21 protein-coding genes and 1 tRNA gene are annotated in these 26,308 nt (G+C 70.8%); 9 read left to right on the forward strand and 13 right to left on the reverse strand.

Annotated features, from left to right (window positions below):
• Nucleotides 1-176 precede the first annotated feature (176 nt).
• From E5671_RS18565 to E5671_RS18595, 7 genes are all read left to right on the forward strand, one after another.
• Nucleotides 177-1,637: a hypothetical protein gene (locus E5671_RS18565; RefSeq protein ID WP_160510274.1), complete on the forward strand. Its 1,461-nt coding sequence runs from the start codon at nt 177-179 to the stop codon at nt 1,635-1,637.
• Between the two features lie 17 nt (nt 1,638-1,654).
• Nucleotides 1,655-2,665 carry a glutamate ABC transporter substrate-binding protein gene (locus E5671_RS18570; protein ID WP_160505082.1) on the forward strand — a complete coding sequence of 337 codons (1,011 nt, stop codon included), beginning with the start codon at nt 1,655-1,657 and terminating at the stop codon, nt 2,663-2,665.
• A gap of 39 nt (nt 2,666-2,704) precedes the next feature.
• A complete protein-coding gene (locus tag E5671_RS18575; RefSeq protein ID WP_160505083.1) occupies nt 2,705-4,024 on the forward strand; it encodes a hypothetical protein in 1,320 nt (439 codons plus the stop codon).
• Nucleotides 4,021-6,618, forward strand: a complete 2,598-nt coding sequence (locus E5671_RS18580) for a serine/threonine-protein kinase (RefSeq protein WP_160505084.1) — start codon at nt 4,021-4,023, stop codon at nt 6,616-6,618. The genes E5671_RS18575 and E5671_RS18580 overlap by 4 nt, the downstream gene beginning before the upstream one ends.
• A gap of 2 nt (nt 6,619-6,620) precedes the next feature.
• Entirely contained in the window at nt 6,621-7,973 is a 1,353-nt protein-coding gene (locus tag E5671_RS18585) for a PP2C family protein-serine/threonine phosphatase (RefSeq protein WP_202121169.1), read from the forward strand.
• A 92-nt stretch (nt 7,974-8,065) separates the two neighbouring features.
• Entirely contained in the window at nt 8,066-9,409 is a 1,344-nt protein-coding gene (locus E5671_RS18590; protein WP_160505086.1) for a VWA domain-containing protein, read from the forward strand.
• Between the two features lie 104 nt (nt 9,410-9,513).
• Nucleotides 9,514-10,776, forward strand: coding sequence for an FHA domain-containing protein (locus E5671_RS18595; protein ID WP_160505087.1), 1,263 nt, complete (start codon nt 9,514-9,516; stop codon nt 10,774-10,776).
• A gap of 18 nt (nt 10,777-10,794) precedes the next feature.
• On the opposite strand, the gene E5671_RS18600 is transcribed toward E5671_RS18595, so the two are convergent.
• Nucleotides 10,795-11,769, reverse strand: coding sequence for a methyltransferase domain-containing protein (locus E5671_RS18600; RefSeq protein WP_160505088.1), 975 nt, complete (start codon nt 11,767-11,769; stop codon nt 10,795-10,797).
• A gap of 147 nt (nt 11,770-11,916) precedes the next feature.
• Between E5671_RS18600 and E5671_RS18605 the strand changes: the two genes are divergently transcribed.
• Nucleotides 11,917-12,330 (forward strand): globin, encoded by a 414-nt coding sequence (locus E5671_RS18605; protein WP_202121170.1) that lies wholly within the window; start codon nt 11,917-11,919, stop codon nt 12,328-12,330.
• Nucleotides 12,331-12,373: 43 nt separating this feature from the next.
• On the opposite strand, the gene E5671_RS18610 is transcribed toward E5671_RS18605, so the two are convergent.
• The 7 genes from E5671_RS18610 to E5671_RS18640 all read right to left on the reverse strand — a co-directional run bounded on the left by E5671_RS18610 (nt 12,374) and on the right by E5671_RS18640 (nt 21,407).
• On the reverse strand, nt 12,374-13,060 hold the full coding sequence (locus tag E5671_RS18610; protein WP_160505089.1) for a hypothetical protein: 687 nt from the start codon (nt 13,058-13,060) through the stop codon (nt 12,374-12,376).
• Nucleotides 13,057-13,497, reverse strand: a complete 441-nt coding sequence (locus E5671_RS18615; protein WP_160505090.1) for an acyl-CoA thioesterase — start codon at nt 13,495-13,497, stop codon at nt 13,057-13,059. Before E5671_RS18615 ends, E5671_RS18610 begins: the two co-directional genes overlap by 4 nt.
• A 13-nt stretch (nt 13,498-13,510) precedes the next feature.
• A complete protein-coding gene (ettA, locus tag E5671_RS18620) occupies nt 13,511-15,175 on the reverse strand; it encodes an energy-dependent translational throttle protein EttA (RefSeq protein WP_160505091.1) in 1,665 nt (554 codons plus the stop codon).
• 190 nt (nt 15,176-15,365) lie between these two features.
• Complete coding sequence (locus tag E5671_RS18625) at nt 15,366-16,820, reverse strand: Cys-Gln thioester bond-forming surface protein (RefSeq protein ID WP_160510276.1); 1,455 nt, start codon at nt 16,818-16,820, stop codon at nt 15,366-15,368.
• Between the two features lie 332 nt (nt 16,821-17,152).
• Nucleotides 17,153-17,584, reverse strand: a complete 432-nt coding sequence (locus tag E5671_RS18630; protein WP_160505092.1) for a single-stranded DNA-binding protein — start codon at nt 17,582-17,584, stop codon at nt 17,153-17,155.
• A gap of 203 nt (nt 17,585-17,787) precedes the next feature.
• Complete coding sequence (locus tag E5671_RS18635; RefSeq protein WP_160505093.1) at nt 17,788-19,737, reverse strand: GTPase; 1,950 nt, start codon at nt 19,735-19,737, stop codon at nt 17,788-17,790.
• 5 nt (nt 19,738-19,742) lie between these two features.
• On the reverse strand, nt 19,743-21,407 hold the full coding sequence (locus E5671_RS18640) for a dynamin family protein (protein ID WP_160505094.1): 1,665 nt from the start codon (nt 21,405-21,407) through the stop codon (nt 19,743-19,745).
• Nucleotides 21,408-21,714: 307 nt separating this feature from the next.
• On the opposite strand from E5671_RS18640, the gene E5671_RS18645 reads away from it, so the two are divergent.
• Nucleotides 21,715-21,787: transfer RNA gene (locus E5671_RS18645), tRNA-Arg, on the forward strand.
• Nucleotides 21,788-21,994: 207 nt separating this feature from the next.
• Here E5671_RS18645 and E5671_RS18650 read toward each other — a convergent pair.
• The 5 genes from E5671_RS18650 to E5671_RS18665 all read right to left on the reverse strand — a co-directional run bounded on the left by E5671_RS18650 (nt 21,995) and on the right by E5671_RS18665 (nt 26,282).
• Nucleotides 21,995-23,374: a tyrosine-type recombinase/integrase gene (locus tag E5671_RS18650; protein WP_160505095.1), complete on the reverse strand. Its 1,380-nt coding sequence runs from the start codon at nt 23,372-23,374 to the stop codon at nt 21,995-21,997.
• Entirely contained in the window at nt 23,374-23,574 is a 201-nt protein-coding gene (locus E5671_RS18655; RefSeq protein WP_160505096.1) for a helix-turn-helix transcriptional regulator, read from the reverse strand. The genes E5671_RS18650 and E5671_RS18655 overlap by 1 nt, the downstream gene beginning before the upstream one ends.
• A 172-nt stretch (nt 23,575-23,746) precedes the next feature.
• Nucleotides 23,747-25,012: a DUF3631 domain-containing protein gene (locus E5671_RS18660; protein ID WP_160505097.1), complete on the reverse strand. Its 1,266-nt coding sequence runs from the start codon at nt 25,010-25,012 to the stop codon at nt 23,747-23,749.
• Nucleotides 25,009-25,380, reverse strand: a complete 372-nt coding sequence (locus tag E5671_RS45435) for a hypothetical protein (RefSeq protein WP_202121173.1) — start codon at nt 25,378-25,380, stop codon at nt 25,009-25,011. The genes E5671_RS18660 and E5671_RS45435 overlap by 4 nt, the downstream gene beginning before the upstream one ends.
• Nucleotides 25,377-26,282 carry a bifunctional DNA primase/polymerase gene (locus tag E5671_RS18665; protein WP_160505098.1) on the reverse strand — a complete coding sequence of 302 codons (906 nt, stop codon included), beginning with the start codon at nt 26,280-26,282 and terminating at the stop codon, nt 25,377-25,379. The genes E5671_RS45435 and E5671_RS18665 overlap by 4 nt, the downstream gene beginning before the upstream one ends.
• Between the last annotated feature and the right edge of the window lie 26 nt (nt 26,283-26,308).

Here is a 26,308-nt window from a genome sequence, read left to right on the forward strand (position 1 = left end):
GCGATCTTCGCATGATCCGGACAGGTCTCCGGGCGCAGTGATCAGAACAAGATCCAGTCAAGACCTGTGCGGATGTCGGTCCCTGCGGCGATACTTGCCGCCGTGCACTTCTTCCCGCACCGCGCACGCCGGGCGGAAGTGAACGTCCGATGACCAAGGGGGAGGTCGAGGTCGAGGTGACATACCCGCCGAACGGCAGTGCCGCGCCGCCGGGACAGGCCGCGCCGACGATGCCCGCCGTCCCGCCGCAGGCAGGACCGGACTCCGCGGCATCCGCACAGACCGTGCAGAGCGCGCCGCACCGCCGCCCCGCGTGGATCGAGGGCCGGGACCGGCTGCGCGCCGCGGCGACGACGGAGCCGGGCAGGCTGCGGATCATCGGCGCCGTCCTCGCGCTGCTCGTCGTGGCGTTCGGCGCGGTCACCACCTGGCAGATGTCCGACCGTTCGGCCGCCGCCGACAGCGTCCTGAACCGCAGCCAGCCGCTGAGCGACGACGCGGCCGCCATCTACCGCTCCCTCGCGGACGCCAACACGGCCGCTTCCAGCGGCTTCCTGGCAGGCGGTCAGGAACCGGCCGACGTACGCGACCGGTACAAGGCCGACATCGAGCGGGCCTCCGAGAAGCTGGCGAACGCCGCGTCGAACGCGGGCTCGGGCTCGTCGGCCGCCGCGTCGGTCAGCAAGCTGAACAAGCTGCTCCCGGAGTACACCGGCCTGATCGAGCGCGCCCGCGCGAGCAACCGCCAGGGCCTGCCCCTGGGCGGCGCCTATCTGCGGTACGCGAACGACAAGATGCAGACCCAGATGCTCCCGGCCGCCGAGGAGCTCTACACCGTGGAGAAGGAGCGGCTGAACAGGGACTACGACGACGCGAAGCCGTATCCCTGGTTCGCCATCGCCCTGGGGCTTCTCGCGCTCGGCGCCTTGTTCTGGGCCCAGCGCCGCAACTACCGTCGTACGAACCGGGTGTTCAACCACGGCATGGTCGCCGCGACCGCCGCGTCCACGGTCGTCCTGCTCTGGCTGGTCGCCGGGCACACCTTCGCGCGCTCGGGGCTGAGCGACTCGTACGACCACGGCGTGAAGTCCCTGAACGTCCTGAACGACGCCCGCATCAGCTCGCTCAAGGCCCGCAGCAACGAAAACCTCACACTGGTCAGCCGCGGCGCGGAGACCGTCGAGGTGGGCGCGGAGAAGGAGATCAAGGACAAGTTCGACGTCGCCTACCAGGAGCAGATGAAGGACCTGAGCGGCGCCGATGGGCTGCTCGCCCGGGCCGCGGCCATCGCCGACGACTCCGCGGGCAAGAACCCCGTGGAGGCCGCCGTGAAGAACGTGTCGGTCTGGAAGGACCGGCACAAGACCGCACGGGACAGCGACGACGCGGGTGACTACAAGGGCGCGCTCGCCAAGGTCGTCGGCGACAAGAGCGACGAACCCACCGGCGAGTGCTTCGACAATGTCGACGACGCGCTCGACGACGCGCTGAAGCACGAGCGAGGCGAGTTCGAGCAGGCCGCCAAGGACGGCAAGGGAGCGATGAGCGGGCTCCCGGTGGGCGCCGCCGTGCTCGCCGTGCTCGCCGCCACGGGCGCCGTGCTCGGCATCGGGCGCAGGCTGTCGGAGTACAGGTGAGAGGGGGCGAGCGGACGATGCGTACGCGAGGACTGGCGAGGATGCGCGGCTGGGGTGGAGCTGCCGCCATGGCGGTGGCCTGCGCGCTCACGGGCTCCCTCGTGCTCGTACTGCCGGAGGCCGGCAGCGCGGTCAAGTCCGACAAGGGCGAGGGCCGGGTGTCCCAGGGCTCCGCGGCGGCCGCACCCGCGCGCGCCGAGGAGTGCGAGACCCCGGAGGAGAGCCTCTCGCCGGACGACAAGGACGGCCCGACGATCGAGGCCATCCGCGAACGCCCGGTCAAGAAGCTCATCGTCGGCGTCGACCAGAACAGCTACCGCTGGGGCTACCGCGACCCGAACAAGAAGACGGCGACGCTCGAAGGCTTCGACATCGACCTCGCGCACAAGATCGCCGAGGAGATCCTCGGCGACCGCGACGCCGTGCTCTTCCGCGCCATCCCCACCAACCAGCGCGTCAAGGCGATACAGAGCGGCCAGGTCGACATGGTCGTGCGGACCATGACGATCACCTGCGAGCGCGAGAAGGACGTCTCCTTCTCCACCGCCTACTTCAAGACCGGCCAGCAGGTGCTCGCCCCCAAGTCCTCGGACATCACCGGGTTCGACGACTCCCTGGACGGCAAGAAGGTCTGCTCCGCGAAGGGTTCCACGGCCCTCACCAAGCTGGAGGAGCTCAAGAAGAAGGGCCTCGATGCCGACATCGGGACTACGGTCCCGAACCAACTCGACTGCCTGGTAAGGCTCCAGCTCGGTGAGGTCGACGCCGTCGTGACCGACAGCGCGCTCGCCGCGAGCCAGGCCGCGCAGGACCCGACGGTCGAGCTCAAGGGCGACGCGCCGCTCAACACGGAGTACTACGGCGTGGCGATGAAGAAGCCGGAGAAGGGCGAGGACGACCTGGTGCGGCGGGTCAACCAAGTCCTTGAGGACTACCGCAAGAGCGGCTGGCAGAAGAGCTACGACCACTGGCTGAAGCCGGCCCTCGGCGAATCGGCGGGACCGCCCGCACCGAAGTACAGCGACTGAGCCGGACGTGCACAGCAACGCAGAGCGGAGAGGTGATCGATGAGCGTCGCGGGACCCCCCGGTCCTGTGATGGACCGGGACGAGGTGGACCGTGCGCTGGCGCGGCTCGACGCCGAGCACGAGGCGATCGAGACCTCTCTCCTCGCCCTTCAGGATCACGCGGGCCGCCGACTCCTCGAAGGCGCCGGTCTCACCGGCACCACACAGGAGCGCTGGCAGTCCACCGAGCAGCAGATCACCCTCCTGTGGGCGTACTTCGACGCGTACGCAGCCGCCCTGCGCGCCGCGCACGAGGTGCGGGCCCGCAGACGCTGGCCCAACAGGGACGACCTGGTGGAGCTGACCGAGCTGCTGCGCGGTGAGAGCGTCACCGTCGCCGGCGGCGCCGCCCCCGCGCCGTCGGCCTCGATCACAGGACCGGCCAAGCTCACCGAACGCTTCACGCTCATCGACCTCGTCTCGCGGATGAACGACCTGTACGCGCACTCGCTCGACATGGTCGTCGCCGCCGACGCGGTCTGGTCCGCGCTGCCCGCCCGGATCGACCTCCTGTCGGCCGAACTCCAGCGCACCCGCCAGCTCGCCCACTCCGTGGGAGTACGTCCCGGTGAGCACCCCTCGGGCGACGACCTGGAGCGGATCACGGCGGAGCTGACGCTCCTTCGCGAGCAGGTGATCTCCGATCCGCTGGCCTTCTGGCAGCCCGCGCAGGGCAGTTCGGCCCCCGGTGGCGGCCGTCCGCACACCGAGCGGTACGACCGCGAGGCCCGTGCCCTGGAGGACGTACGCCGTGAGATCGACGCGGTGCTCACCGTCCGGCAGGACGCGGAGCTGCGCCTCGGCAGGCTCCGTGACGTGCTCTCGCGCGCGGACCGCACGCTGGCCGAGGCTCGCTCCGCGCGCGGCGAGGTCCTCGCCAAGATCGCCGCGTCCGAGGTGCCCGCCGTCAGCGGCCCGTCGACGGCGCTGCAGGAGCAGCTCGCGATGGCGTCCGACTACCGCAGGCACGCCCAGTGGCACCGGCTCTCCCCTCTCCTGGAGTCCCTGGAGGAGAAGGCCGAGGACGAACTGCTTCGTGCCCGCGAGTCGTTGACGGCCGTCACCCAGCCCCTCGCGGTCCGCGCGGAGCTGCGCGGGCGCCTGGACGCGTACAAGGCGAAGGTCGCCCGTCTCGGCCACGCGGAGGACCCGCTCCTGATCGAGCGGTACGACGCGGCGCGCCGGATGCTGTGGAGCGCGCCCTGCGATCTGCGCGTCGCCGAACAGGCGGTGCTTCGTTATCAGCAGGCAGCCGCGGAAGTCCTTGCATCGAGGGTCCCGCAACAGGGCGGTCCCACCGACCGGAGGGGGGAAGCATGAGTGAGCAGCAAAAGTGCCAGCGACCCGGATGCACAGGGTCGTACGAGGACGTGGGCGGCGGCGAGCTGTACTGCGACACCTGTGGCCTGGCCCCGGTCGTCTCGCCGACGGGCATGGTGTCCTCTCCCCCGACCGGCATCACCGGCGGCGGCAAAGGGTCGGGCAGCAGCAGCTCCCGGTCAAGTTCGCGCGCGTCGTCACGCTCGTCGCGGTCCCAGTCCTCGCGCAGGTCGGTGTCGGGGCGCCTCTCGCGCTCGCTGTCCGGCAGCTCGACGTCCCGCTCGGTCTCGGTGCGCAGTTCCGGCTCCGGGGCGGGTTCGTCGGCCCGCAGCAGGCTGGGCATCGGCCTGGTGCAGGTGCCCGAGGTGCCGCGCCCCGATCCTCGCCAGGCGGTGCAGGAGAACCCCGAGGTTCCCGAGCGCAAGCGGTTCTGCTCGCGCTCCGACTGCGGGGCGCCGGTGGGCCGCGCGCGGGGGGACAGGCCCGGCCGCACCGAGGGGTTCTGCACCAAGTGCGGCCACCCGTACTCGTTCGTGCCGAAGCTGAACGCGGGCGACATCGTGCACGGCCAGTACGAGGTCGTGGGCTGTCTGGCGCACGGCGGGCTCGGCTGGGTGTATCTCGCCGTCGACCGAGCGGTGTCCGACCGCTGGGTGGTCCTCAAGGGTCTGCTCGACACGGGCGACCAGGACGCGATGGCCGCCGCGATCTCCGAGCGCCGCTTCCTCGCCGAGATCGAGCACAGCAACATCGTGCGCATCTACAACTTCGTCGAGCACCTCGACCAGCGCACGGGCTCCATGGACGGCTACATCGTCATGGAGTACGTCGGCGGCAAGTCCCTCAAGGAGATCGCCAACGAACGCCGCACGGCGCACGGCAAGCGCGATCCGCTGCCCGTGGAGCAGGCCTGCGCGTTCGGCATCGAGGCCCTTGAGGCCCTCGGCCATCTGCACAGCCGCAATCTCCTGTACTGCGACTTCAAGGTCGACAACGCGATCCAGACCGAGGACCAGCTCAAGCTGATCGACATGGGCGCGGTCCGCCGCATGGACGACGACGAGTCCGCGATCTACGGCACCGTCGGCTATCAGGGCCCCGAAGTCGCCGAGCTCGGCCCGTCGGTGGCCTCCGACCTCTACACGGTGGCGCGCACCCTGGCCGTGCTCACCTTCGACTTCCAGGGCTACACGAACGTCTTCGTGGACTCGCTGCCGGACCCCGACAACATCGAGGTCTTCCGTACGTACGAGTCGTTCTACCGCCTGTTGGTGCGCGCGACCGACCCGGACCCGGCCCGCAGGTTCGCCTCGGCGCAGGAGATGGCGGAGCAGCTCACGGGTGTCCTGAGGGAGGTCGTGGCGCTCCAGACGGGTCGGCCGCGGCCCGCGCTCTCGACGCTGTTCGGGCCCGAAGTGAAGGTCACGGACACGGAGCTGTTCGCGGAACTGACCGGGGACGTCTCGCAGTTCGGGGTACGGGTGCTGCCCGCGGGCCGGCGCGGGACCCGCGCCGAGCTGACCGCGGGCGGCAGCAGCGGCAACGGCACCCCGGCGATCACCGCGCCGCCCGTGCCGCCCGCCGCGCCGCCGGCCCGGATCGTCCGGCCGCTGGACGCCCCCGCGACGGCGCTCGCCCTGCCGGTGCCGCGCGTCGACCCGAACGACCCGAACGCCGGGTTCCTCGCCGGTCTCATGGCCTCCGCGCCCGCCGAGCTGATCACCGCGCTGCGGGCCGCGCCCAACGACTCCGTGGAGCTGCGGCTACGCGGGCTCCGGGCCCGCCTCGCCATGGGTGAACTGGAGCCCGCCGCCCAGGCGTTGACCGAGCTCGAAGTGCAGCATCCGGACGACTGGCGGGTGGTCTGGTACCGCGGCGTCGCCTCGCTGGCGACCGGCGACCACGAGAACGCGGCGCTGTCCTTCGACGCCGTGTACGACGCGTTCCCCGGCGAGCCCGCGCCCAAGCTGGCCCTCGGCGTCTGCGCGGAGGTCCTTGAGCAGCTGGACAACGCGGCCGAGTACTACCGCCTGGTGTGGGCCACCGACCCGAGCTATGTCAGCGCGGCGTTCGGCCTGGCCCGCGTGCAGCTCGCATCGGGCGACCGGCGCGGCGCCGTGCATACGTTGGAGTCGGTGCCCGAGGCCTCGATCCACTACACGGCGGCCCGCGTCGCAGCGGTGCGGGCGAGGCTGCGGCACCGTATGACGTTGGACACCGCGCCGTCGCCCGGCACCCCTTTGTCCGACTTCCTCGGCGACCTGACGGCGGCGGCGGGCCAGGTGGAGGCCCTCGCGGGCTTCGGCCTCGACGCGGTGCGCCGCGAGCGGCTCTCCACCGAGGTCCTTGGCACCGCGTTGGACTGGGTACTCTCCGGTAGGCATCCTGGTCACGCCACCGTCCCGCCGGCAGCACCCGCTGCACCGGCAGGCGGCTCGCGGACCGTGCTGCTCGGCAGCGACCTGGACGAGCGGGGCCTCCGGTTCGGCCTTGAGCGCTCGTACCGAACGCTCGCCCGGCTCGCACAAGGTGGCCAGGAGAGGATCGAACTGGTGGAGCGGGCCAACCGTTTCCGCCCTCGGACGTGGGTGTGAAGATGTCGCAGATGCACCAGCAGACTGCCGGGGCAGGTTCCACGTGCCCCGGCTGCGAAGAGCCGCTGGAATCGGGTGACCTGTTCTGCGGGGCGTGCGGGTACGACCTGTCGGCGCAGCCGGCCGGGTCGGACGACCGCCCCACCGTCGCGATGAACGGCTCGTCGTCGGCGCCACCGCCGGACGCGTCGTCGCAGTGGCCCATCGCCCCGGACGTGGACAGCTCCGACATGCCGGTGCCCGCGCACCTGCCCACCGACCTGCCGGTCACGGAGTCGTCGGGCGGCGAGCTCTCCCCGAACGCGGGGGACGTACGGACCGACGCCCCCGTCGCGCAGCCCGCCGAGCCGGACGAGTACCCCCTGCCCGCCCCCGGCTCCCCGCCGGAGCCCGCGGACCCCAGGACGGTCGCGCCACCCGACCCCACGCCGCCCGCGGGCACCAAGCTCTGCGTGGCGTGCCGTTCGGGCCGCGTGGACCCGGACGGCTACTGCGAGAACTGCGGGCACGCCCAGCCGCGCGAGCGCGACCACATGGAGCAGGAGCTCGACGCGGTCGCCGCGGTCAGCGACCGGGGCCTGCGCCACCACCGCAACGAGGACGCGTTCGCCATCTCGTCGGCCGCGCTGCCGGACGGCTCCCCCGCCGTCGTCGCGATCGTCTGTGACGGCGTCTCGTCCGCGACCCGCCCCGACGAGGCCTCGCTCGCCGCGTCCCGCGCGGCCAACGAATCGCTCCTGTCCGCCCTGCCGCGCGGCACGCACCCGCAGCAGGCCATGCACGACGCGATCCTGGCGGCGTCCGACGCCGTCAACGCCCTTGCCGCGGAGCCCACTCAGGCCAGGGAGCACTCCCCGCACCAGAACGCGCCCGCGTGCACGCTCGTCGGTTCGATCGTCGCCGGTGGCCTCCTGGTCGTCGGCTGGGTCGGCGACAGCCGTGCCTACTGGGTCCCCGACGACCGCAGCGGCCCGACGGTCCGGCTCACCGAGGACGACTCGTGGGCCGCGCAGATGGTGGCCGCGGGCCTGATGAACGAGGCGGAGGCGTACGCCGACGAGCGCGCCCACGCCATCACGGGATGGCTCGGCGCCGACGCGTACGAACTGGAGCCGCACACCGCTTCCTTCAAGCCGGACCGTGCGGGTGTAGTGGTCGTATGCACGGACGGACTCTGGAACTACGCGGAGGCGGTGGAGGAAATGGCACAGGCCGTGCCCGTCGACTCCGCCCTGCGCCCGCTGCACAGCGCCCAGGTGCTGGTCGGCCACGCGCTGGACGGCGGTGGCCACGACAACGTAACAGTGGCGATTCTGCCGTTCCGTCTCGTGCCGCAAGGGGCAGGATCGGCCTAGCGGAGGCTCCCTCAACGGGGTGCCTGCCACGCGCACTTGTCACCCACCGGCTTGGGGAAGCCGGTGGGAACGTCTAGGGGGAGCAGGGATCCATGGCCAACTTCTCGAAGTCGAACGTGCCGCAGTTCTCGGTCGACGTGTACCAGAACGAGTACCTCCCGGAGGGCGGCCGCGAGGTCAACGCGATCGCCACGGTCACCTCGACCGGCGGGGGCACGGTGGGGTCCGCGGTGAGCGCCCCGCACCTCTACTCGGCGGGGCAGACCCCGGACGCGGCCGTGGCGATCATGGTCGACTGTTCAGGATCGATGGACTATCCGCCGACGAAGATGCGCGGCGCCCGTGACGCCACGGCCGCCGCCATCGACGCCGTACGTGACGGAGTCCACTTCGCGGTGATCGGCGGCACCCATGTCGCCAAGGAGGTCTATCCGGGAAACGGCGGCCTCGCGGTCGCCGACTCACGGACCCGGGAGCAGGCCAAGCAGGCGCTGCGCAAGCTCAGCGCGGGCGGCGGCACGGCGATCGGCACCTGGCTGCGCCTGGCCGACCGGCTCCTGGCCTCGGCCGATGTCTCGATACGGCACGGAATCGTGCTGACGGACGGCCGCAATGAACACGAGTCACCTGAGGACCTCCAGGCCTCCCTCGACGCCTGCGCGGGCCGCTTCACCTGCGACGCCCGCGGTGTCGGCACCGACTGGGAGGTCAAGGAGGTCACCGGCATCGCCTCGGCGCTCCTCGGCACGGCCGACATCGTCGCCGACCCCTCGGGGCTCTCCGCCGACTTCACGCAGATGATGGAGGCGGCGATGGGCAAGGAGGTCGCCGACGTCAGCCTGCGGCTGTGGACGCCGATGGGCGCGGAGATCAAGTTCGTCAAGCAAGTGGCGCCCACGGTCGAGGAGTTGACCGACCGCCGTACGGAGGCGGGACCGCGCGCCGGTGACTATCCCACGGGGTCCTGGGGCGATGAGTCCCGCGACTACCACATCTGTGTCGAGGTGCCGAACGCCGAGCTGGGCCAGGAGATGCTCGCGGCCCGCGTCTCGCTGATCGTGCCGCAGCCGGACGGCAGCGCACAGACGCTCTCGCAGGGTCTGGTGCGGGCCGTGTGGACGGATGACATGTCCGCTTCGACGTCGATCAACCCGCAGGTGGCGCACTACACCGGCCAGGCGGAACTGGCCCAGGTGATCCAGCAGGGCCTCGATGCGCGCAAGTCGGGAGATATGGACGGAGCAACGGCCAAACTGGGCCGTGCCGTTCAGCTCGCCAGCGCCTCGGGCAACGAGGACACCGCGAAGCTGCTTTCGAAGGTGGTCGACGTGGTCGACGCCGTGGCAGGTACTGTTCGATTGAAGGCGAGGGTTGCCGAGGCCGACGAGATGACTCTCGAGACGCGGTCCACGAAGACGGTTCGCGTGAAGAAGTAGCAGTGTGAAGAAGTAGCACCACCCAGTAGCACTCATACTCATCAGTAGCCCCACAACAGCACGTACGGCCCTTGGGCCGGAGAAGGAGAGGGGGAAGCGCCGACATGCCGACCTGCCCGAACGGACACCAGTCGGGTTCCGACGACTGGTGCGAGGTCTGCGGTCACCGCATGGCCGGTGCCGTACCGCCGCCGCCTCCCCCGCCGCCCCCGGGCGCGCCGGGCTACGGCTATCCGCCGCCGCCCGGCCCCGGCCAGGACTCCGGATACGGCTATCCCCAGCAGAACCAGGGCCGCCCGCACCTGTCGTCCGTGCCGGACCAGGCCGCCGAGGCCGAGCTCTGCCCGCAGTGCCGCACGCCCCGCGAGGCGAACGCGCCGTTCTGCGAGGAGTGCCGCTGGAACTTCCTGACGAACACGGCGACCTCGTACACCCCGGCCGCCCCGCACCCGCCCGCGCCGAACCCGGCGCAGCAGTTCCAGCAGCCGCCGGGCGGCCAGCCCGGCCAGCCCGGCACCCAGCCCGGCCAGGATCCGTTCGGATACCAGGGCTCGCGGCCCTCGCAGATGAACCGTCCCGCCGAGCCGATCCCGCCGTTCGGCAACGGCAACCCGTCCGGTCAGGTGCCCCCGCCGTACGGCGGCGAGGCGCCCCCGCCGCCCTACAGCGGCGACCCGTCGGGCCAGCCTCCGCAGGCGTTCCAGCAGCAGGGTCCGCCGGCGCCGCCCGCGTTCCCGCAGGAGACGGGGACCCCTCCGCCTCCGCCCGGCCCGTCCTTCGGCGGCGGTGACGACTGGGTGCTCCCGCCGCCCTCGTCGTCCGCTCCGGCGCCCGGCGCCCCGCAGGCTCCCGAGCAGGGCGAGTGGGGCCAGCCGCAGCCGGGCCAGCAGCCGCCTCAGCAGACGCAGGCGCCACAGGGCCCTCCCGGCTATCAGGCGGTGCCCGGTCCCGGCACCGGCACGGTCTCCTGGTCAGCGACGATCGGTCCTGACCGTGAGTACTTCATGGCGATGATGCACCGCAGCGGTCCCGAGGCGTCGGGCCTGAACCTGCCCGCGTACTCGCCCGAGCAGCAGCGCCCGCTGGCCGGCAACCAGATCACCATCGGCCGCCGCAGGCACTCCACCGGCGACACCCCGGACATCGACCTGTCGGTGCCGCCGGAGGACCCGGGCGTATCGCACCAGCACGCGGTCCTGGTCCAGCAGCCGGACGGCACCTGGGCGGTCGTCGACCAGAACTCGACCAACGGCACCACGGTCAACAACGGCGAGGAGCCCATCCAGCCGTTCGTCCCTGTGCCGCTCCAGGACGGCGACCGGGTGCACGTGGGCGCCTGGACGACGATCACGATCCGGCACAGCTGAGGATCGCCGCACAAGGGCTCACGCGAGTGGCCAGGCGTACGGCCCTTCGGGGTCGTCGAGCCAGGCCCACTCGTGCGGCCCGCTGACGGTGACCCCGAACCGCTCGCGCACCGGCCGGTCCTCGCGCTGCCACAGGGCGAGGGCCTCGTAGGGGTCGAGGCTGCCCGCGGTCAGCTCCAGCAAGAAGCGGAAGAGTTCGTTCTGCAGGGCCCTGCGCGGCAGCCCCCCGAGGTGCTGCTCGTGCGGGGCCCTTCTGCTGCCTCCCCGCAGGGGCACGAAGTACGCGGGGGTGTGCAGGAAGCGGCCCTCGGCGTGCTCGGCGTCCCGCACCGTCAGCGCGATCAGGCCGGTGGCCAGCGGGGTCAGGATGCGGGCGCCGGGGCGGCTCTGCGCCAGCCAGGGGCGCGGCACGGAGGCCAGGGTGCAGGTCGCGATGATCCGGTCGTACGGAGCGCGCTCGGGACACCCCGCGGTGCCGTCACCGGTGACGACCGCCGGGTGGTACCCGGCTGCCGTGAGGTGCCGCCGCGCGGACTCGGTGATCTCCGGGTCCAGATCGACGGTGGTCACGTGCTCATCGCCGACCCGGTGGGCGAGCAGGGCCGCGTTGTAGCCGGTGCCCGCGCCGATCTCCAGGACGTCGCAGTCCCCGTCGCGCAGGTCGAGCTCCTCCAGCATCTTCGCCATCAGGGAGGGCTGGCTGCTGGACGAGAGCAGCTCTCCGTCCCGTACGCGGGTGGCGAGCGGGGCGTCCGCGTAGGCGCCGCGCAGCCAGCGTGCCCGGCGTGCGGGGTCGGGGTCCTCGCCCCAGAGGCGTTCGTAGCCGCCGCCCGAGGACGCGACGTAGTAGTACGGCACGAAGAGGTGCCGTGGGACGTGCTCGAACGCGGCGCGAAGGCCGGGGTCCCGCGTCCAGGCACCGCTCGCCTCGATCTCGCGCACCAGGGCGGATCCGGCCTCCGCGGCGAGCAGTGGGTCGACTGTGGGTCCCATATAGCCACTGTGCTGCGGTATGGCCCGCGATGCGAGCGACGAAACGTACCGATCCGGAGGAGATCGGTCCCGGTGGGTGGGGAATCAGTGCCGGTCCGCAGGCCGTCGGTCCTAAGCCTTCCGTCCTCGGTCGCCTCGTCTGAGACCATGGACGGTGTGAAAGAGATCCCGCGCGGCACGCTTCAGGAGCAGACCTTCTACGAACAGGTCGGCGGCGAGGAGACCTTCAGGCGCCTGGTGCACTTCTTCTACCAGGGAGTCGCGGAGGACCCGCTGCTGCGGCCGATGTACCCGGAGGAGGATCTGGGCCCGGCCGAGGAGCGCCTCGCGCTGTTCCTGATGCAGTACTGGGGCGGCCCTCGCACGTACAGCGACAACCGCGGCCACCCCCGGCTGCGGATGCGTCACGCCCCGTTCACCGTCGACAGGGCCGCGCACGACGCCTGGCTGAAGCACATGCGGAGCGCCGTCGAGGAGCTGAAGCTCTCCGAGGAGCACGAGCGGACGCTGTGGAACTACCTGACGTACGCGGCGGCGTCCATGGTCAACTCCGAGGGCTGACGGCTCTCCACCCTCGTGCGGTGCTCACTCGGTGACCCGGCCGCTAGGCCGGCGTCACCGAGAGGCCGCCGACTCCGGCCCGGCGCACGGCGATCGACCCGTAGTTCGTACGCAGCCGCAGCCACGCACCGGAGGACAGCAGGTCGAGCGAGTCCCCCCGCAGGAACCCCAGGGCCTGCGCGGCATGCGCGGCCCGCACGGGCAGGCCCGTGTCCCCGATGGTCCTGGACCAGATCTCCCGGCCCAGCCCGTCGAGCTCGGCCCGGACCCGCCGCTCCTGCGGCAACTCCTCGACCCGGGACTTGAATTCGCCGACCGCGGCCGCGACAAGCCCCCGCACGGCGTCCACCGGCGGAAGCCCCCGCTCCGGCTGCCAGCCGCCGCGCGGCGGAAGAACTCCGGCCCACGGCGGCCCGGTGACGGCCTGCGGCACGGAGGCCACGCCCGCCGACTCGACGGACTCCGCCGACTCCCCCACGGATTCGAGGAGTTCACCGGCGGAGACGGTGACATCGAGCGAGGAGTCGAGCCCGTACTCGTACGGCTTCGCGAGCCGCGCCGTACGGATGGCGAGCACTTCGAACGACGGCGGCCTGCCGAACACGGCGAGCGTGTCGCCCGCCGCCTGCAGCCGGACCGCCGCGGCCTTGTCGTAGTGGATGAGCCGGGCCAGGAAGGCGGCGAGATCCCCCGCCTCCCCGGCGTCGGCGAAGTGCAGCTGCGCCGTCATGCGACGAGCGCCTCCGCACCGTCGTCGGTGGCGTCGTCCATGAACGTCAGGAGCACGGCCTTCTCCTCGGCGGTGATCCGCCGCGGCCGCTGCGCCTCCAGGTTGAAGGGGACGACTATCGTCGTGGCCCGCACGTACACCTGCTCGGGGTCCTTGACCTCGTACGAGATGGTGAGCGAGGCAGCGCCTATCTTCGTCACCCACGACTCGATGGTCACCGGCGAGTGCCGGTGGACCAACGGCCGTACGTAGTCGATCTCATGGCGGGCCACGACGGACCCGCCCGAGAACGACGGGCTGCCGTCCCCCGGTGCGAGCCGGAACATGAAGTCGATCCGCGCCTCTTCCAAGTACCGCAGGAAGACGGCGTTGTTGACGTGCCCGAAGGCATCCATGTCCGACCACCGGAGGGGGCAGCTGTAAATATGCCGACTCATGTCAGTCTCAGTCTCAGCCTCGGGTGAGCTTCTTGTAAGTGGCACGGTGCGGACGGGCCGCGTCGGCGCCCAAGCGCTCGATCTTGTTCTTCTCGTACGACTCGAAGTTGCCCTCGAACCAGTACCACGAGGAGTCACCCTCGTAGGCGAGGATGTGCGTGGCGACTCGGTCAAGGAACCACCGGTCGTGGGAGATCACGACAGCCGCACCGGGGAACTCGAGCAGTGCGTTCTCGAGCGACGACAGGGTCTCGACGTCGAGGTCGTTCGTCGGCTCGTCGAGGAGGAGGAGGTTGCCGCCCTCCTTGAGGGTCAGCGCCAGGTTGAGGCGGTTGCGCTCACCACCGGAGAGCACACCGGCAGGCTTCTGCTGGTCCGGCCCCTTGAAGCCGAAGGCGGAGACGTACGCCCGCGAGGGCATCTCGACCTGCCCGACATTGATGTAGTCGAGCTCGTCGCTCACCACGGCCCAGAGGGTCTTCTTCGGGTCGATGTTGGCGCGGCCCTGGTCGACGTAGCTGACCTTGACCGTGTCGCCGACCTTGATGCTGCCGGAGTCCGGCTCCTCCAGGCCCTGGATCATCTTGAACAGCGTGGTCTTGCCCGCGCCGTTCGGACCGATGATGCCGACGATGCCGTTGCGCGGCAGCGAGAAGCTGAGGTCGTCGACAAGCACCTTGTCACCGAAGGCCTTCGACAGATTCTCGACCTCGACGACGATCGAACCCAGCCGCGGGCCCGGCGGAATCTGGATCTCCTCGAAGTCCAGCTTCCGCATCTTGTCCGCCTCGGCGGCCATTTCCTCGTAGCGCGCGAGACGGGCCTTGGACTTGGCCTGACGCCCCTTGGCGTTGGACCGCACCCACTCGAGCTCTTCCTTGAGGCGCTTGGCGCGCTTCTCGTCCTTGCGGCCCTCGACCTTGAGACGGGTCTGCTTCTTCTCCAGGTACGTGGAGTAGTTGCCCTCGTAGGCGATGGCGCGACCACGGTCGAGCTCAAGGATCCACTGGGCGACGTTGTCGAGGAAGTACCGGTCGTGGGTGACGGCGATGACGCAGCCCGCGTACTTCGCGAGGTGCTGCTCCAGCCAGTTCACCGACTCGGCGTCGAGGTGGTTGGTGGGCTCGTCGAGGAGCAGCAGGTCGGGCGCCTCGATGAGGAGCTTGCAGAGCGCGACGCGGCGCTTCTCACCGCCGGAGAGGGTGGTGACGGGCCAGTCGCCGGGCGGGCAGCCGAGCGCGTCCATGGCCTGCTCGAGCTGGGCGTCGAGGTCCCATGCGTTGGCGTGGTCCAGGTCCTCCTGGAGCTTGCCCATCTCTTCCATGAGCGCGTCCGAGTAGTCGGTCGCCATGAGCTCGGCGACCTCGTTGAAGCGCTTGAGCTTGCCCATGATCTCGGCGGCGCCGTCCTGGACGTTCTCCAGGACGGTCTTCGACTCGTCGAGCTGCGGCTCCTGCATGAGGATGCCGACGCTGTAACCGGGCGAGAGGAACGCGTCACCGTTGGACGGCTGCTCGAGCCCGGCCATGATCTTCAGCACCGTGGACTTACCGGCGCCGTTGGGGCCCACGACACCGATCTTCGCGCCAGGGAGGAAGCTCAAGGTGACGTCATCGAGAATCACCTTGTCGCCGTGCGCCTTGCGCGTCTTGCGCATGGTGTAGATGTACTCAGCCAAGAGAAACCGTCCGGCAATCAGTGAGTGGGCAGATACACCCCATCTTGCCTGACAGCCACCTCCCGGAGGAAACCAGTATGGCCGGGGGGCCATGAGCTGGACGTTCACCGGCGACTTGGGTAACCGGCAGATCACTGACTGCCATGATCTGCCGGGAACGGTCTGCCGGGGATCGCACCGATCGCACCGATCAGTCCTCGGTCGGCGTCTCCGTGGCCGTCGGGTCCTTCTTCTTGCGGAGGAGGAACATCGCTGCCGCGCCGAGTACGACCATGAGGACCGCTATTCCGGCGATCATCGGGGTCGCGCTGGAGCCGCCCGTTTCCGCGAGGTCGCCGCCGCCTGTGCTCGTGCCTCCCGCTGATGCCGGGCTCGGGTCGGACACCGGCTCTGTCTTGCTGCCGATCGCGCTGCCCTCGGTCTGGCAGTCGAGTACGCCCTTGAACCGCTTCTCGAAGCCGTTCGGGCCCTTGATCGTGAAGTCGTAGGGCTGGTCCTCCTGAAGCGGGATCGTCACCGTTCGCGACGCGCCGGCCTCGATGGTGTGCTTGGCGCCCATGAGGCGGAAGGTGAACGGCCGGTCGCCCTTGTTGCTCGCCGTGATGTCCACGCCGCTCTTGGCGCAGTTCTTCTCCGCGGACAGCGCCGGTATCGCGCCCTCCTTGGCCCAGGTGGCGCTCGCACTCGCGGAGACCGTGGACTCGCTGGAGCCCGCGAGGATCTGTGTCTGGCTCCGGGTCTCGGAGGCGAAGGCCCGGCCGACCGGAATCGTGGTCGACGCCTGTACGGCGAGCGCCGCCGAGCCGTCCGGGGCGTCCTTGGGGATGTCGAAGAACAGCCGGCTGCCGTTGGCCGCGGAGGTGACGGGCTTGCCGTCCTTGCCGACGACCTTCACTCCGCTGGCCACGGAGTCCGCGGGCGGGGTCACGGACACGGCGTCCGCGTCCGTCCGCACGGTGACCGGACCGACCCGCTCCCCCGCGCGCCCGGAGACCGCGGGCGGGTCGAGGGTCAGCGACGCCTTGGGCTCCGCCGAACCGCGAGCGCTCTTGTAGAGGTAGTCCGCGAGCTTCTCGGCCTGCGGGTCGACCGCCTCCACCTCGGCGCCGTCCGAGTAGCGCCAGATCGCCACCTGCGTGCCGACCGCCGCCGCCTGCTCGGTCAGTGCCCGTGTGCCCGCCTTGTGGGCCAGCGCGGCGAGGTCGTTCACCTGCGGGTAGGAGTTCTGCAGGATCCAGCGGATCCTGCCCGCGTCCTTGTTGCCGTTCAGCGAAGTGCCGCTCCAGGGGGTCTCCTGGTACTCCGCGTCCTTCTGCGTGGGGTTGTGGATGTCGATGCAGTACGTCTGCAGGGTGCCGCCGCCGTCCACGGACATCTCGAAGAGGCCTGCGGGCACCTGCTGGCTCTCCCCGTTGTCACGGACGACGGCCTGGCCGTACGTCTGGAGCCCGCCCAGCGTCGCGACGGCTCCGCCCCGGCGCTGCGGAGCCTCTTCCGCCGCGGCGGGGCCCGCGGTGGCTATCGCGCCCGCCGCGAGGGCTCCGGTCGCCAGCGTCACCGCGGCGAGGCGCGCTGCGCCTCGTCTCCCCCGGGACGGGGCAGAGCACGCACGGCCCCCGGAGAAGGCAGAGAACGCCGACAACACTGAACGCGCAAAAGACACAGAATTCCCCTCCGGACGGGACCCGTTCACATCGAGGGGGGTGGTCCCGCCAGCAGATCGAAAGGGGCAGAATCACCTGCCACCTGCGTGGCCTCCACTACCTACTGCCCCGTTAGCTACGTTCGGCATCCTAGGGACGCGGCACACCACGGTCCCCAGTCCTGCCGTTCGATAACCGATCCGACTCGGAATCGTTATCGCCAACAACCTTTCAGAACTGGGCTTATCGACAAATCAACGGCACCCATTCGCCGATAAGCCGCACATCGGTCGCCGCCCGCCGCCGCCTCTGACGGGCCATCACCCCGGGCCCCTCACCCGACCGGCTCAGGCTCGGGCTCAAGTGCCTGCTCTCGGGCCGCCGCTGGATCCGAGAGTGCCGCGTTCGCCTTGAGCACGCGCCGGAACGCCGCCGTCCCGCGCGAGAGATCGTGGCCGATCGCGATCGCGTCGATGTCCGCCGACGTCCAGTGCTGGCCGCCCCGCTCCTCGTCGCGCACCTTCAACTTGCCCTGCACGATGACGGGTTCACCGATCGTCAGGGAACCCTGCACATTCGAGCCGAGCGATCGCCTCGCCCACACCGTGAAGAAGTTGGTGTGCCCGTCCGCCCAGACGTTCTGCACCGCGTCGTAGTACCGCGCCGTCACCGCGAGCCGGAACCGGGCCACCGGCCCGGACGGCAACTCCCGGAACACCGGCGTCGTCGCGACGTTCCCCACCACCGTCACCAAGGTCTCGTTCATGCCGAACCCCTCCCTCGTCCACTCCGCTTCCGCCGCCGCGGCGGTCGGTCCCGCGGCTTGATCTCAGAGTGGACCGGTCGGCACGATCTCGCTGAGCCCTGTGGTCTACCGGCCAGTTGTGGAAAACTCCCTCACCCGAACGGGGCGCGCCGGCCCCCCGAACAGCGCGTCGGGCCCCCGGACGGCGCCCCCCTGAGGCCCCCTCAGCCCACCGCCGCCCCCGTCACCCGCACGTACTGCTCCCGCACCTCCAGATACCGCAGCAGCTCCGCCGCCACCGGATCGAGGACCCTCGCCCGCCCGCACCCGGCGGCCGCCTCCCGCAACCGCCGTTCCGCGTCCAGGCCGTACCGTCGCGCCGGCCCTCGCGCCGCCATCCGGCTCCCCCACTCCACGCAGGGTCCGCCCACGATGCCGGCCAGCATCAGCAGCACCGGCACGCCCAGATTCGGCTCCGCGATCCCGATGATCTGCGCCACCAGCCAGAGCCCGCCCACGACTTGGAGCAACGTCATCGCCGCCTGGGCGAGGACCGCGACCGGCCACCACCCGGGCCGCGGAGGCCTCCCCTCCGGCACCCCGGCCGACGCCGTCAGCTCGTCGAGCGCCTCGGGCAGCCCCTCCGCGCCGCGCACCGCGGCCTCCCGCACGGCCTGCCCCCAGGGCTGGGGCAACCCGGAAGCAGCCTCGTCGGCCACCGTGCGCACCGCCTGCTCGACACGCTGCCGAGCCGTGGCCTCCTCGTCCGCGGGCGCCTGCGCCACGGGCCAGCCGATACCCCGCGGCGAGCGCTGGGCCTCGTACCAACGCCACAGCCTCAGCCAGGGCGTGCCGCACGCCTTGCCCGCGTTGCGCTGCCAGGCCCGTTCCGCGGCCTGCCCTGCCGCCGCCGCGCCCACCGCGTCCGCGAGCCGGTCGGTGAACTCCTCGCGCGCCTCTTCGCTGAGCCCGATCCACGACCTGCCCCGGCCTCCGTGCCACCCGGCCCCGGCCGCGTACACCGGCCACAGCTGGTCGGCGGTGGCGTCCAGGTCGGCAGCGATCCGCCGGGCGGCGGCGCCTCGCTCCTTGGTGAACTGGCCGAGGGACTCCCGGAGTTCATCGACCCCGTCGCCGGTCAGCGCGGAGAGGGCGAGCACGGTGGCACCTGGTTCGCCGTGCTCGCCCAGGGCGATGCCGTCCTCGTCGAGCAGCCGCCGCAGATCGTCCAGCACCTGGTCGGCGGCGTCGCCCGGCAGCCGGTCCACCTGGTTGAGCACGACGAACATGACCTCGGCGTGCCCCGCCATGGGCCGTAGATAGCGCTCATGGAGCATCGCGTCGGCGTACTTCTCGGGGTCGACGACCCAGATGACCGCGTCGACGAGCGCGAGGATCCGGTCCACGTGCGCGCGGTGCTCCCCGACCGCCGAGTCGTGGTCGGGCAGGTCGATCAGGACGAGCCCCTCCAGGGTGTTCATGTCCGGGCCCTGGAGCGGGCGTCTGCGCAGCCGCCCCGGGATGCCGAGCCGGTCCAGGAGCCCTGCGGCGCCGTCGGTCCAACTGCACCCGATGGGGGCCGCCGTGGTCGGCCGACGGACGCCGGTCTCCGAGATCGTCACCCCGGCCAGGGCGTTGAACAGCGTCGACTTGCCGCTCCCCGTGGCACCCGCGATGGCGACGACGGTGTGCCGCCCGGAGAGCCTGCGCCGGGCCGCGGCCTCGTCGAGGACCCGGCCCGCCTCGGCGAGCGTGGCGCTGTCGAGGCGGGTGCGGGAGAGCCCGACGAGTTCACGCAGGGCGTCGAGCCGGGCGCGCAGGGGTCCTTCGTAGGCGGTCGAAATGCTGGGCGTGGTATCGGATGGCGTACGGGAGGGAGCACCGGATGGCGTACTGGACTGCGTACCGGTACCGGACGGTGCACCCGTACCGGACAGCGCTCCGGAGGAAGTCTCCGCAGGGGCATACGCATCGGCGCCGCCCCTCGCCACGCCGCCCGCCCCCTCAGCCGAGCCATCGCGCGTGGTACCGCCGCGTCGCGCGATCAGCCCGTCGTCCCAGACGGCTTCCGAGCCGCCACGGGTCTCCTCCGCGGCGCCCTCGGGGCTCCTCGACCCCTCGGGAGGCTCTTCGCGCTCCCGCTCGTGCTCGGTGTGATCAGTGACGGCAGTCACGGCGGTCACCTCTCCTTCTGCAGTACGGACAGCGCGGCGATCAGGTCGGCCTGGGGTTCGGGGTTCACGTCGAGGGCGTCGAGAGGGGCGAGGCGTCGCTCGCGCTCCGCGTCCAGGACGTTGTCCAGGTAGGTGGTGAGCAGGCGTCCGCCCCGGTCCCGCAGCCGGAGCGCTCCGTGGGCGCCGATCCGCTCGGCGAGCGTCTCGCCCGCCGAGCGTCCGCGGCCCCCGCCGAGCAGGGCCGTGGCGAGCAGGGCGGCCACCATCTCGGGGTCGGGGAGGAAGTTCTTCTCGATCCGGTCGAGCCCGCGGATCTCTTCCTCCGCGTACTCCTCCAGGACGCGTCGCCAGCGGCGTACCGCCATCCCGATGCGGTGCTCGGCGCTCTCGGCGCCCTCCGCGCTCTCCAGGGACCGGTCACGGACACCGAGCCCGGGGGCGGCGGCGGCCGGCTCGCGCCGCCAGGCCTCGTCGATCCGCTCGTCGGCGGCGGTCACCGCGCACAGCAGCAGCGCCTCCAGGCTCTCGGCGACGGCGTCGAGGAGCTCGCCCGCGCCGCAGTCCAGGGGGTAGCTGCGCCACCGCTTCAGCGCGTCGCCCGCGAGGACGGCCCCCGCCTGCAGACGCTCCCGCACGCGCGCGTGCTCGTGTCCGTACGCCTCGTCGACGGCGGACGTGAGCCGCAGTGCGGCCGCGTACTGGATGGCGACGGCGCCCGCGAGCTCCGGGACCCGCACGTTGAGGGACTGGATGACGCCGTGCGCGGTGCGCGCGATGGCCTGCGCCCGGGCCGTGGGCTCCTGGGACCGGTGGGTGAGCCAGGCCCGCAGCGGCGCGACGGCGGTGGCGGGAAGCAGTCCGCCGCCGCCCGTGGACTCGGGCAGCTCGGGCACGGTGAAGCGCGGCACGTCGCCAAGGCCCGCTTTGACGAGCAGCGCTCCGTACTGCCGCGACACCTCGGCCACCAGCTGGTGGGGCACCCGGTCGAGGACGGTGACGAGCGTGGCGTCGTGCTCCTTGGCGGTACGCAGCAGATGCCAGGGCACGGCGTCCGCGTACCGGGACGCGGTGGTCACCATCACCCAGACGTCGGCCGCCGAGATCAGCTCGGCGGCGAGGATCCGGTTGTCGGAGACGAGGGAGTCGACGTCGGGAGCGTCCAGGAGCGCGAGCCCCTGGGGCAGGGTCTCCGAGGTCTCGATGCGCAGCGCTTGCTCGCCGTCGGGCCCCAGCGGAAGCAGGTCATCGCTCCCGTCGTCGTCCTCGTCGTCCCCGGCCGAAGGCTCCGGACGGGGTACCCACACGCGCGTGAGGTCGGGCAGTACGCGCATTCCGGCGAACCAGTGATGATCCTCCGGATGGCACACAAGGACCGGCGTCCGGGTCGTCGGGCGCAGCACACCCGCCTCACTGACCTGCCGCCCGACGAGGGAGTTCACCAGGGTCGACTTGCCCGCCCCGGTGGAACCCCCGATCACGGCGAGCAGGGGCGCTTCGGGGGCCCGCAAGCGGGGCACCAAGTAGTCGTCGAGCTGGGCAAGGAGCTCGTCGCGGTTGGCACGCGCGCGTGGCGCCCCCTCCAAGGGGAGCGGAAAGCGTGCGGCGGCGACACGCTCGCGCAGGGCGGATAGTGCGTCGAGCAGTTGAGGCCGTACGTCCAAGGTCACCACATGCGAAGAATGCCCAATTTTGACGGCTTTCTGAAGCATATGGGCACCCCTGCGCGCCGATCGGACACATGGGATGGAAGGGGCGACTGGGGCACAGGCATAACGAGTGCACAACACCCGGGGCGCGAGACGCTAAAAGCGATGCGAGACTCGTACCTGCCTGCGATTATCAGGACCGCTTCACTGAACCTCCACATAGTGCCGCGGAGGCGAAGCACCAGGGACAAGGACCCGGGAGCCCTATCCTTGTCCCCGGCAAGGTCACGGCTCGTCCCCACCCGGGCTCCAGGCCACCGGCCACCATCCGGCCCCCGTAGCTCAGTGGATAGAGCAGGCGCCTTCTAAGCGCTTGGCCGCAGGTTCGAGTCCTGCCGGGGGCGCCTCAGTCCATCCTCGTTCGGCCCTCCACCCCGGAGGGCCTTTTTGCTGGTCAGGGCAACGTAGCGGGCTGCGGGTAGCGGACGCGTAAGCTCCGGACCGCCCCCAGGTCAGCGTGGGGTAGGTCCGGCGCTGTCCGGCTGTCACCGGGTTTCTGCGGGTGGCCACGGTGAATACGCGGAGACGCACGTCCGAGCCGCTTGCTCCAGTTACGGCAGCTCGGGGAGGTCTCCCTGTGCCTCCATCCGGCGCTTGAGGTCCGGGAGCTGCCCCTCGATGCAGCCGGCGTAGAAAGCCAGCAGGACCGGGACGCTGTTCCCCGCCCAGTAGGCGACCTGCGCCGGCGGGATGCCGTCGTTGAGCCACTTCGTCAGGCGGGTGTGCCGGATGTCGTAGATCCGGCGCCCCATCGGGGATTCGTACTCCCGCTCGGTCAGCTCAGCCTTGCGGGCGGTCCCCCAGGCCCGGCGGGCGACCGATCCGGCGAGGATTCCGCCGTTCTCGCCCTGGAACAGCCGGTCACCGGGCTTGAGCCCCTCGGCCTTGATGTGCTCCCGAATGATCCTCGTCAGCGCCGGAGGACCAGGCACGATGCGAGTGTCATCGTCGGCGCGCCCTTTCAGCCCACGCTCTTCGTGAATCGCCCCGTCATCGGTCCAGTTCTTCCCGACTTCCGGCTCTGCGGTGTGGAACAGGATGTCGCACCACTGGTCTTCCGCATCCGCAGGAGGGAGCGTCACGTCGTCCACGTACATCGCCACGGCTTCCTCCGGCCGTGGGCCTGTGTAGTAGAGCGTGCTGAAGTACGCGTGCAGTCGCCTGCCCCCGCGAGTGCGGCGCCGGATGCGAGCAAGGATCCGGGCCATTCGCTGCGGATGGATCAGGGACCTTCGGTCCACCGCATTGGAGGTCTTGGGCGTTGCACCCCTCCCCTTCGGGAGGGGGTTCCTACGCAGGATCTTGTGCTTGATCGCGTACGCCATAGCTACGTTCAGGATGCGACGCGTGCGCTTGATGGAACTCGCTGCGGCGCGTTTGCCGTCAAGCAACGTATCGACCGAGCGCAGGACGCCTTCGACCTTAACCGGGTCCTCCCAGGCCGCCATGGACAGGGTGTTGCGCTCCACCCACTTCAAAATGGTCGCCACCTCGGGCGGCGCCTCCTCACGTCGCCGCGTGTTGAACGCGAACTCGCGAAGCGCGGTACGCACGTCGACCGGCTTGAAGGTCGTCGGAGAGGTACGCAGGAAGGCAACGGTCGTGGCAGTCAGCGCCTTTGCGGTGTTCTTCCGGCTGTTGCCAGCGGTCCGGTGCCACTGAGCGTCAGCGAACTGAACTGCGAAGTCATACCAGTTGACCGCGCTCGCACCCGAGGCATGGGAGACGGGGCGTCCGGTCTCTCGGCTGAACGCCTCGCCGCGGCGCATGGCACTGACAAGTTCCGATCGGAAGCTGTCCGCGAGCGCACGCGTCCCGAACGGCTCCCGATACTCCCTACCGTCCAGGGTCCAACGCGCGGTGTAGGTCGTTCCTTTGGCGCCCTTGTAGACGGCGATCTTCCAGACTTTGACCTTGTACGTCGTCTCCATCAGGCAGCGTCCTCATGAGCATCGAGCCAGTGGTTCAGGTCGCTCCGACGTACGCGCAAATCGCCGTTCGGAAGCTTGATGCACCTGGGTGCGCGCCCCTTCTGACGCCAGTCGTAGAAGGTTGAGCGCGAGACGTGCAGTTCGTCGCAGACCTCGGGGAGCGTGAGCATGCTGCGAGCGTTGCCGCGGTTTGCGGACATGTGCTGGCCTCCATCGGGGTGGGGTCAACTCGCCTGGGTCTCTGGGAAATCCGCAACATCCGCCACGCCGCAACACTGCTGGTCAGCGGCTTGAGTGCGTGGCGGATGCCGGTTGTGTTGCGGATAGGTGCCGCCACGCGGGAGCGCGGCGGCACCTATCGGGTGCGGCTGGTCAGCTGGCGATGCGGAGCTGACGTGTGTCGGTTTCCGCAGACGTGTGGCGGCTGCCGGAAGGACCTTCCGCCACAAATTCACCCCCGTTGACCTGCGATGTTGCGGATGTTTCGGCTGTTGCGGATCCTCCGGGGGGAGGGGGGCAGTAGCGGGCCCACGCGTCGCTCAGGTCTTCCGCGTAGTAGCCCTTGGGGGTGCCGCTGCCGACCCGGATGCCACGGGGGCGGATCGGGGTGTTGTCGGGGCGGACGTACTGGCTCAGGAGCTTGGACAGGGCGCGCGCGGTGAGCGGCTTGCTGTGCTGCCCGTCGTCGCTCATGTCTGCCCACGGGGCGTCATCGAGTCCGAGGAGGACTTCGAGGATGGCGGCGGTGGGCATCCGATCGGCGCCGCAGAACACGTGGTCGCGCAGATCGGTCAGCAGCCTCACCCCGAGGGAGGCTTCATCCCCTTCCGTGGCGGCCTTGATGAGCGCGACACAGGCGGCGCGGGCCCGCTCGGGCCAATGCCCGCCGGCCGCATCCGCGACCGCGAGGAGCGGCTCCCACACATCCGCCGGGCGGTCCGAGACCCCTTCGGGCATCTCCGGCCATGCATCCGCGACCTGCTCGTGAAGGGTGGCGGCCCAGTCGGCGAGCTTGTCACGCAGGGCGTGGCCCTGCTTCTCGTGGGTGCGGCGCCGGTAGGACTCGCACTTCTCGTTGGGGGCCTTCTTGCGCATCCGGATGATGACCGAGCGGGTCAGGATCGTGTCCGGCAGGGAGCCGAGCCCGGCCATGGCCACCGCGCAGAACGAGGAAAACCACTCGGTGGTCTGGTTGGAGCCGTCCCCGACGCAGCGCAGGGACTTGGCGCCGCGCCGGTAGCCGGAGTTGAGGAACCCGCGGACCTCTTCGTTCCCGCCGGCTTTCTGGCCAAAGACGGTGTCGATCTCGTCAAAGAGGATCGTGGGCGTTCCCCCGTCTGCGGCTACCAGCCGGAACAGCGCGTTGGCGGACGCATTGACGGTGGTCGCCGCACGCGGGGTGAGCGTTTCCACGATCTCCAGGGCCCGTGACTTCCCCGAGCCCGGCTCGGGGCTGAGGAAAGCGAGACGGGCGGTGCCGTCGAGTGCGTCCATGAGGTGGGCGTGTGCGTCCCACAGCGTCACGGCGACGTAGGCGTGTTCGGTCGGGAAGATGTTGAAGCGGCGGTGGAACGCTTCAACCTCATCGAGCAGTGCGGCTCCGTCGATGGACGGCGCAGCCTCGGGGGTGGTGGTCATGCGGCGTTCCTCCCTTCCTGAGTGGTGCGGAGCGGGCATTGGGTGCGGTGGGCGGTGTGGTCTTCGATCAGGGCGAGCACCTTGCGTCGTCCCACGGCGCTGCGGTCCCGGCCGCACAGACACTTCGAGGTGGCGGTGCGGGTGGCGCCGCGTGGCGCACGGATGTGGAGCCAGGCGACGGGATAGCGCCCATCACCGGCAGACGGGCCGCTCGGGTGCTGTCCGACGGGAAGGGCTGAAAGGACGCCCTGACGGGCGACTTCCTTTCGGTCGCCCACCCGATCCGGGGCTCCAGCGCTGTCCGCGGAGTCGAGCCTGGAGGGCGTGCTGGGGAGGCTTTTCAGGGCCGGGCGGGGTGCGGTGGTCATGCGGCCTCCCGCGGGCGGGCGGTGCGGATCGACCAGTTCAGGGCGCTGCGGATAGTCGCCGTGCACTCGGATGCGGACAGGCCGGCCGCCTCCCCGGCCGCCTGAAAAGCCTCCTCCACCACGTGCCGGGGGATCTCGCCCCAGGCCACGAAGCGCCCCAGCGCGCGGGCGCCCGCCAACAGCCGCTGATTGCGGCCCCCTTCACCCGTCCCCGCCACCTGCGCGGCCTCCCGTTCCAGTGCCACGCTGGCGCGGCGGCTGACCGTGCCGGGCGCGAGCAACGGCGCGAGCCGAGCTGTACCCGGTGCGACGGCTGGGGGTTGGAGGAGGGTGTGAAGCCAGTCAGGCAACTCCGCTACTGCGCCGTGGACTTCGATCACGTAGGCGCCTTGGGAGGTGTGGCTTCCGGCGGCGACGATATTGCCGCCCCACGCGCGGGTGTCGATGCGTTCAGCGAGGGCTCCCGCCGTGCTCGGCAGGCGGCTGGCGGTGTGGAAGTACAGGTGGAGGCCGCCGCTGGGGGTCCGCACCGTGTAGGTGGCGGGCCATGGGGCACCGGCGTGCTCGCAGAGCGCCTGGAAGTTCGTCGCGCCGCAAGGCGCGTCCGAACCGTCCTTTCCCTTGGGAATGTCGAGATCCACGACCAAGAGGTGAGCGGGGCCGGGGGCGATGCCGACGTTGAAGGCGCCGCTCTGCCAGGTGCGGCGGATGCGTTCAGGGTCGCAGGTGGCCCGCTGCTCCCACTTCACGTGCCCGTTGGTGCAGTGGCTTCTGCCGGTGCAGGAGCGTTCACCGTGCAGGGCCGAGCCCTTGCCGCCGGGGCGCAACGGGTGGACGGGCCAGCCGCGGGCGGCAGCATCGAGCGCCGCGCTCAGCAGCGCGGGGCGTGCGTCATGCGTCATGCTGGAGACCTCCACAGGTCTGTAGT

It is taken from the genome of Streptomyces sp. BA2 (genome assembly GCF_009769735.1).
In the GTDB taxonomy this organism is placed as follows: Bacteria; Actinomycetota; Actinomycetes; order Streptomycetales; family Streptomycetaceae; genus Streptomyces.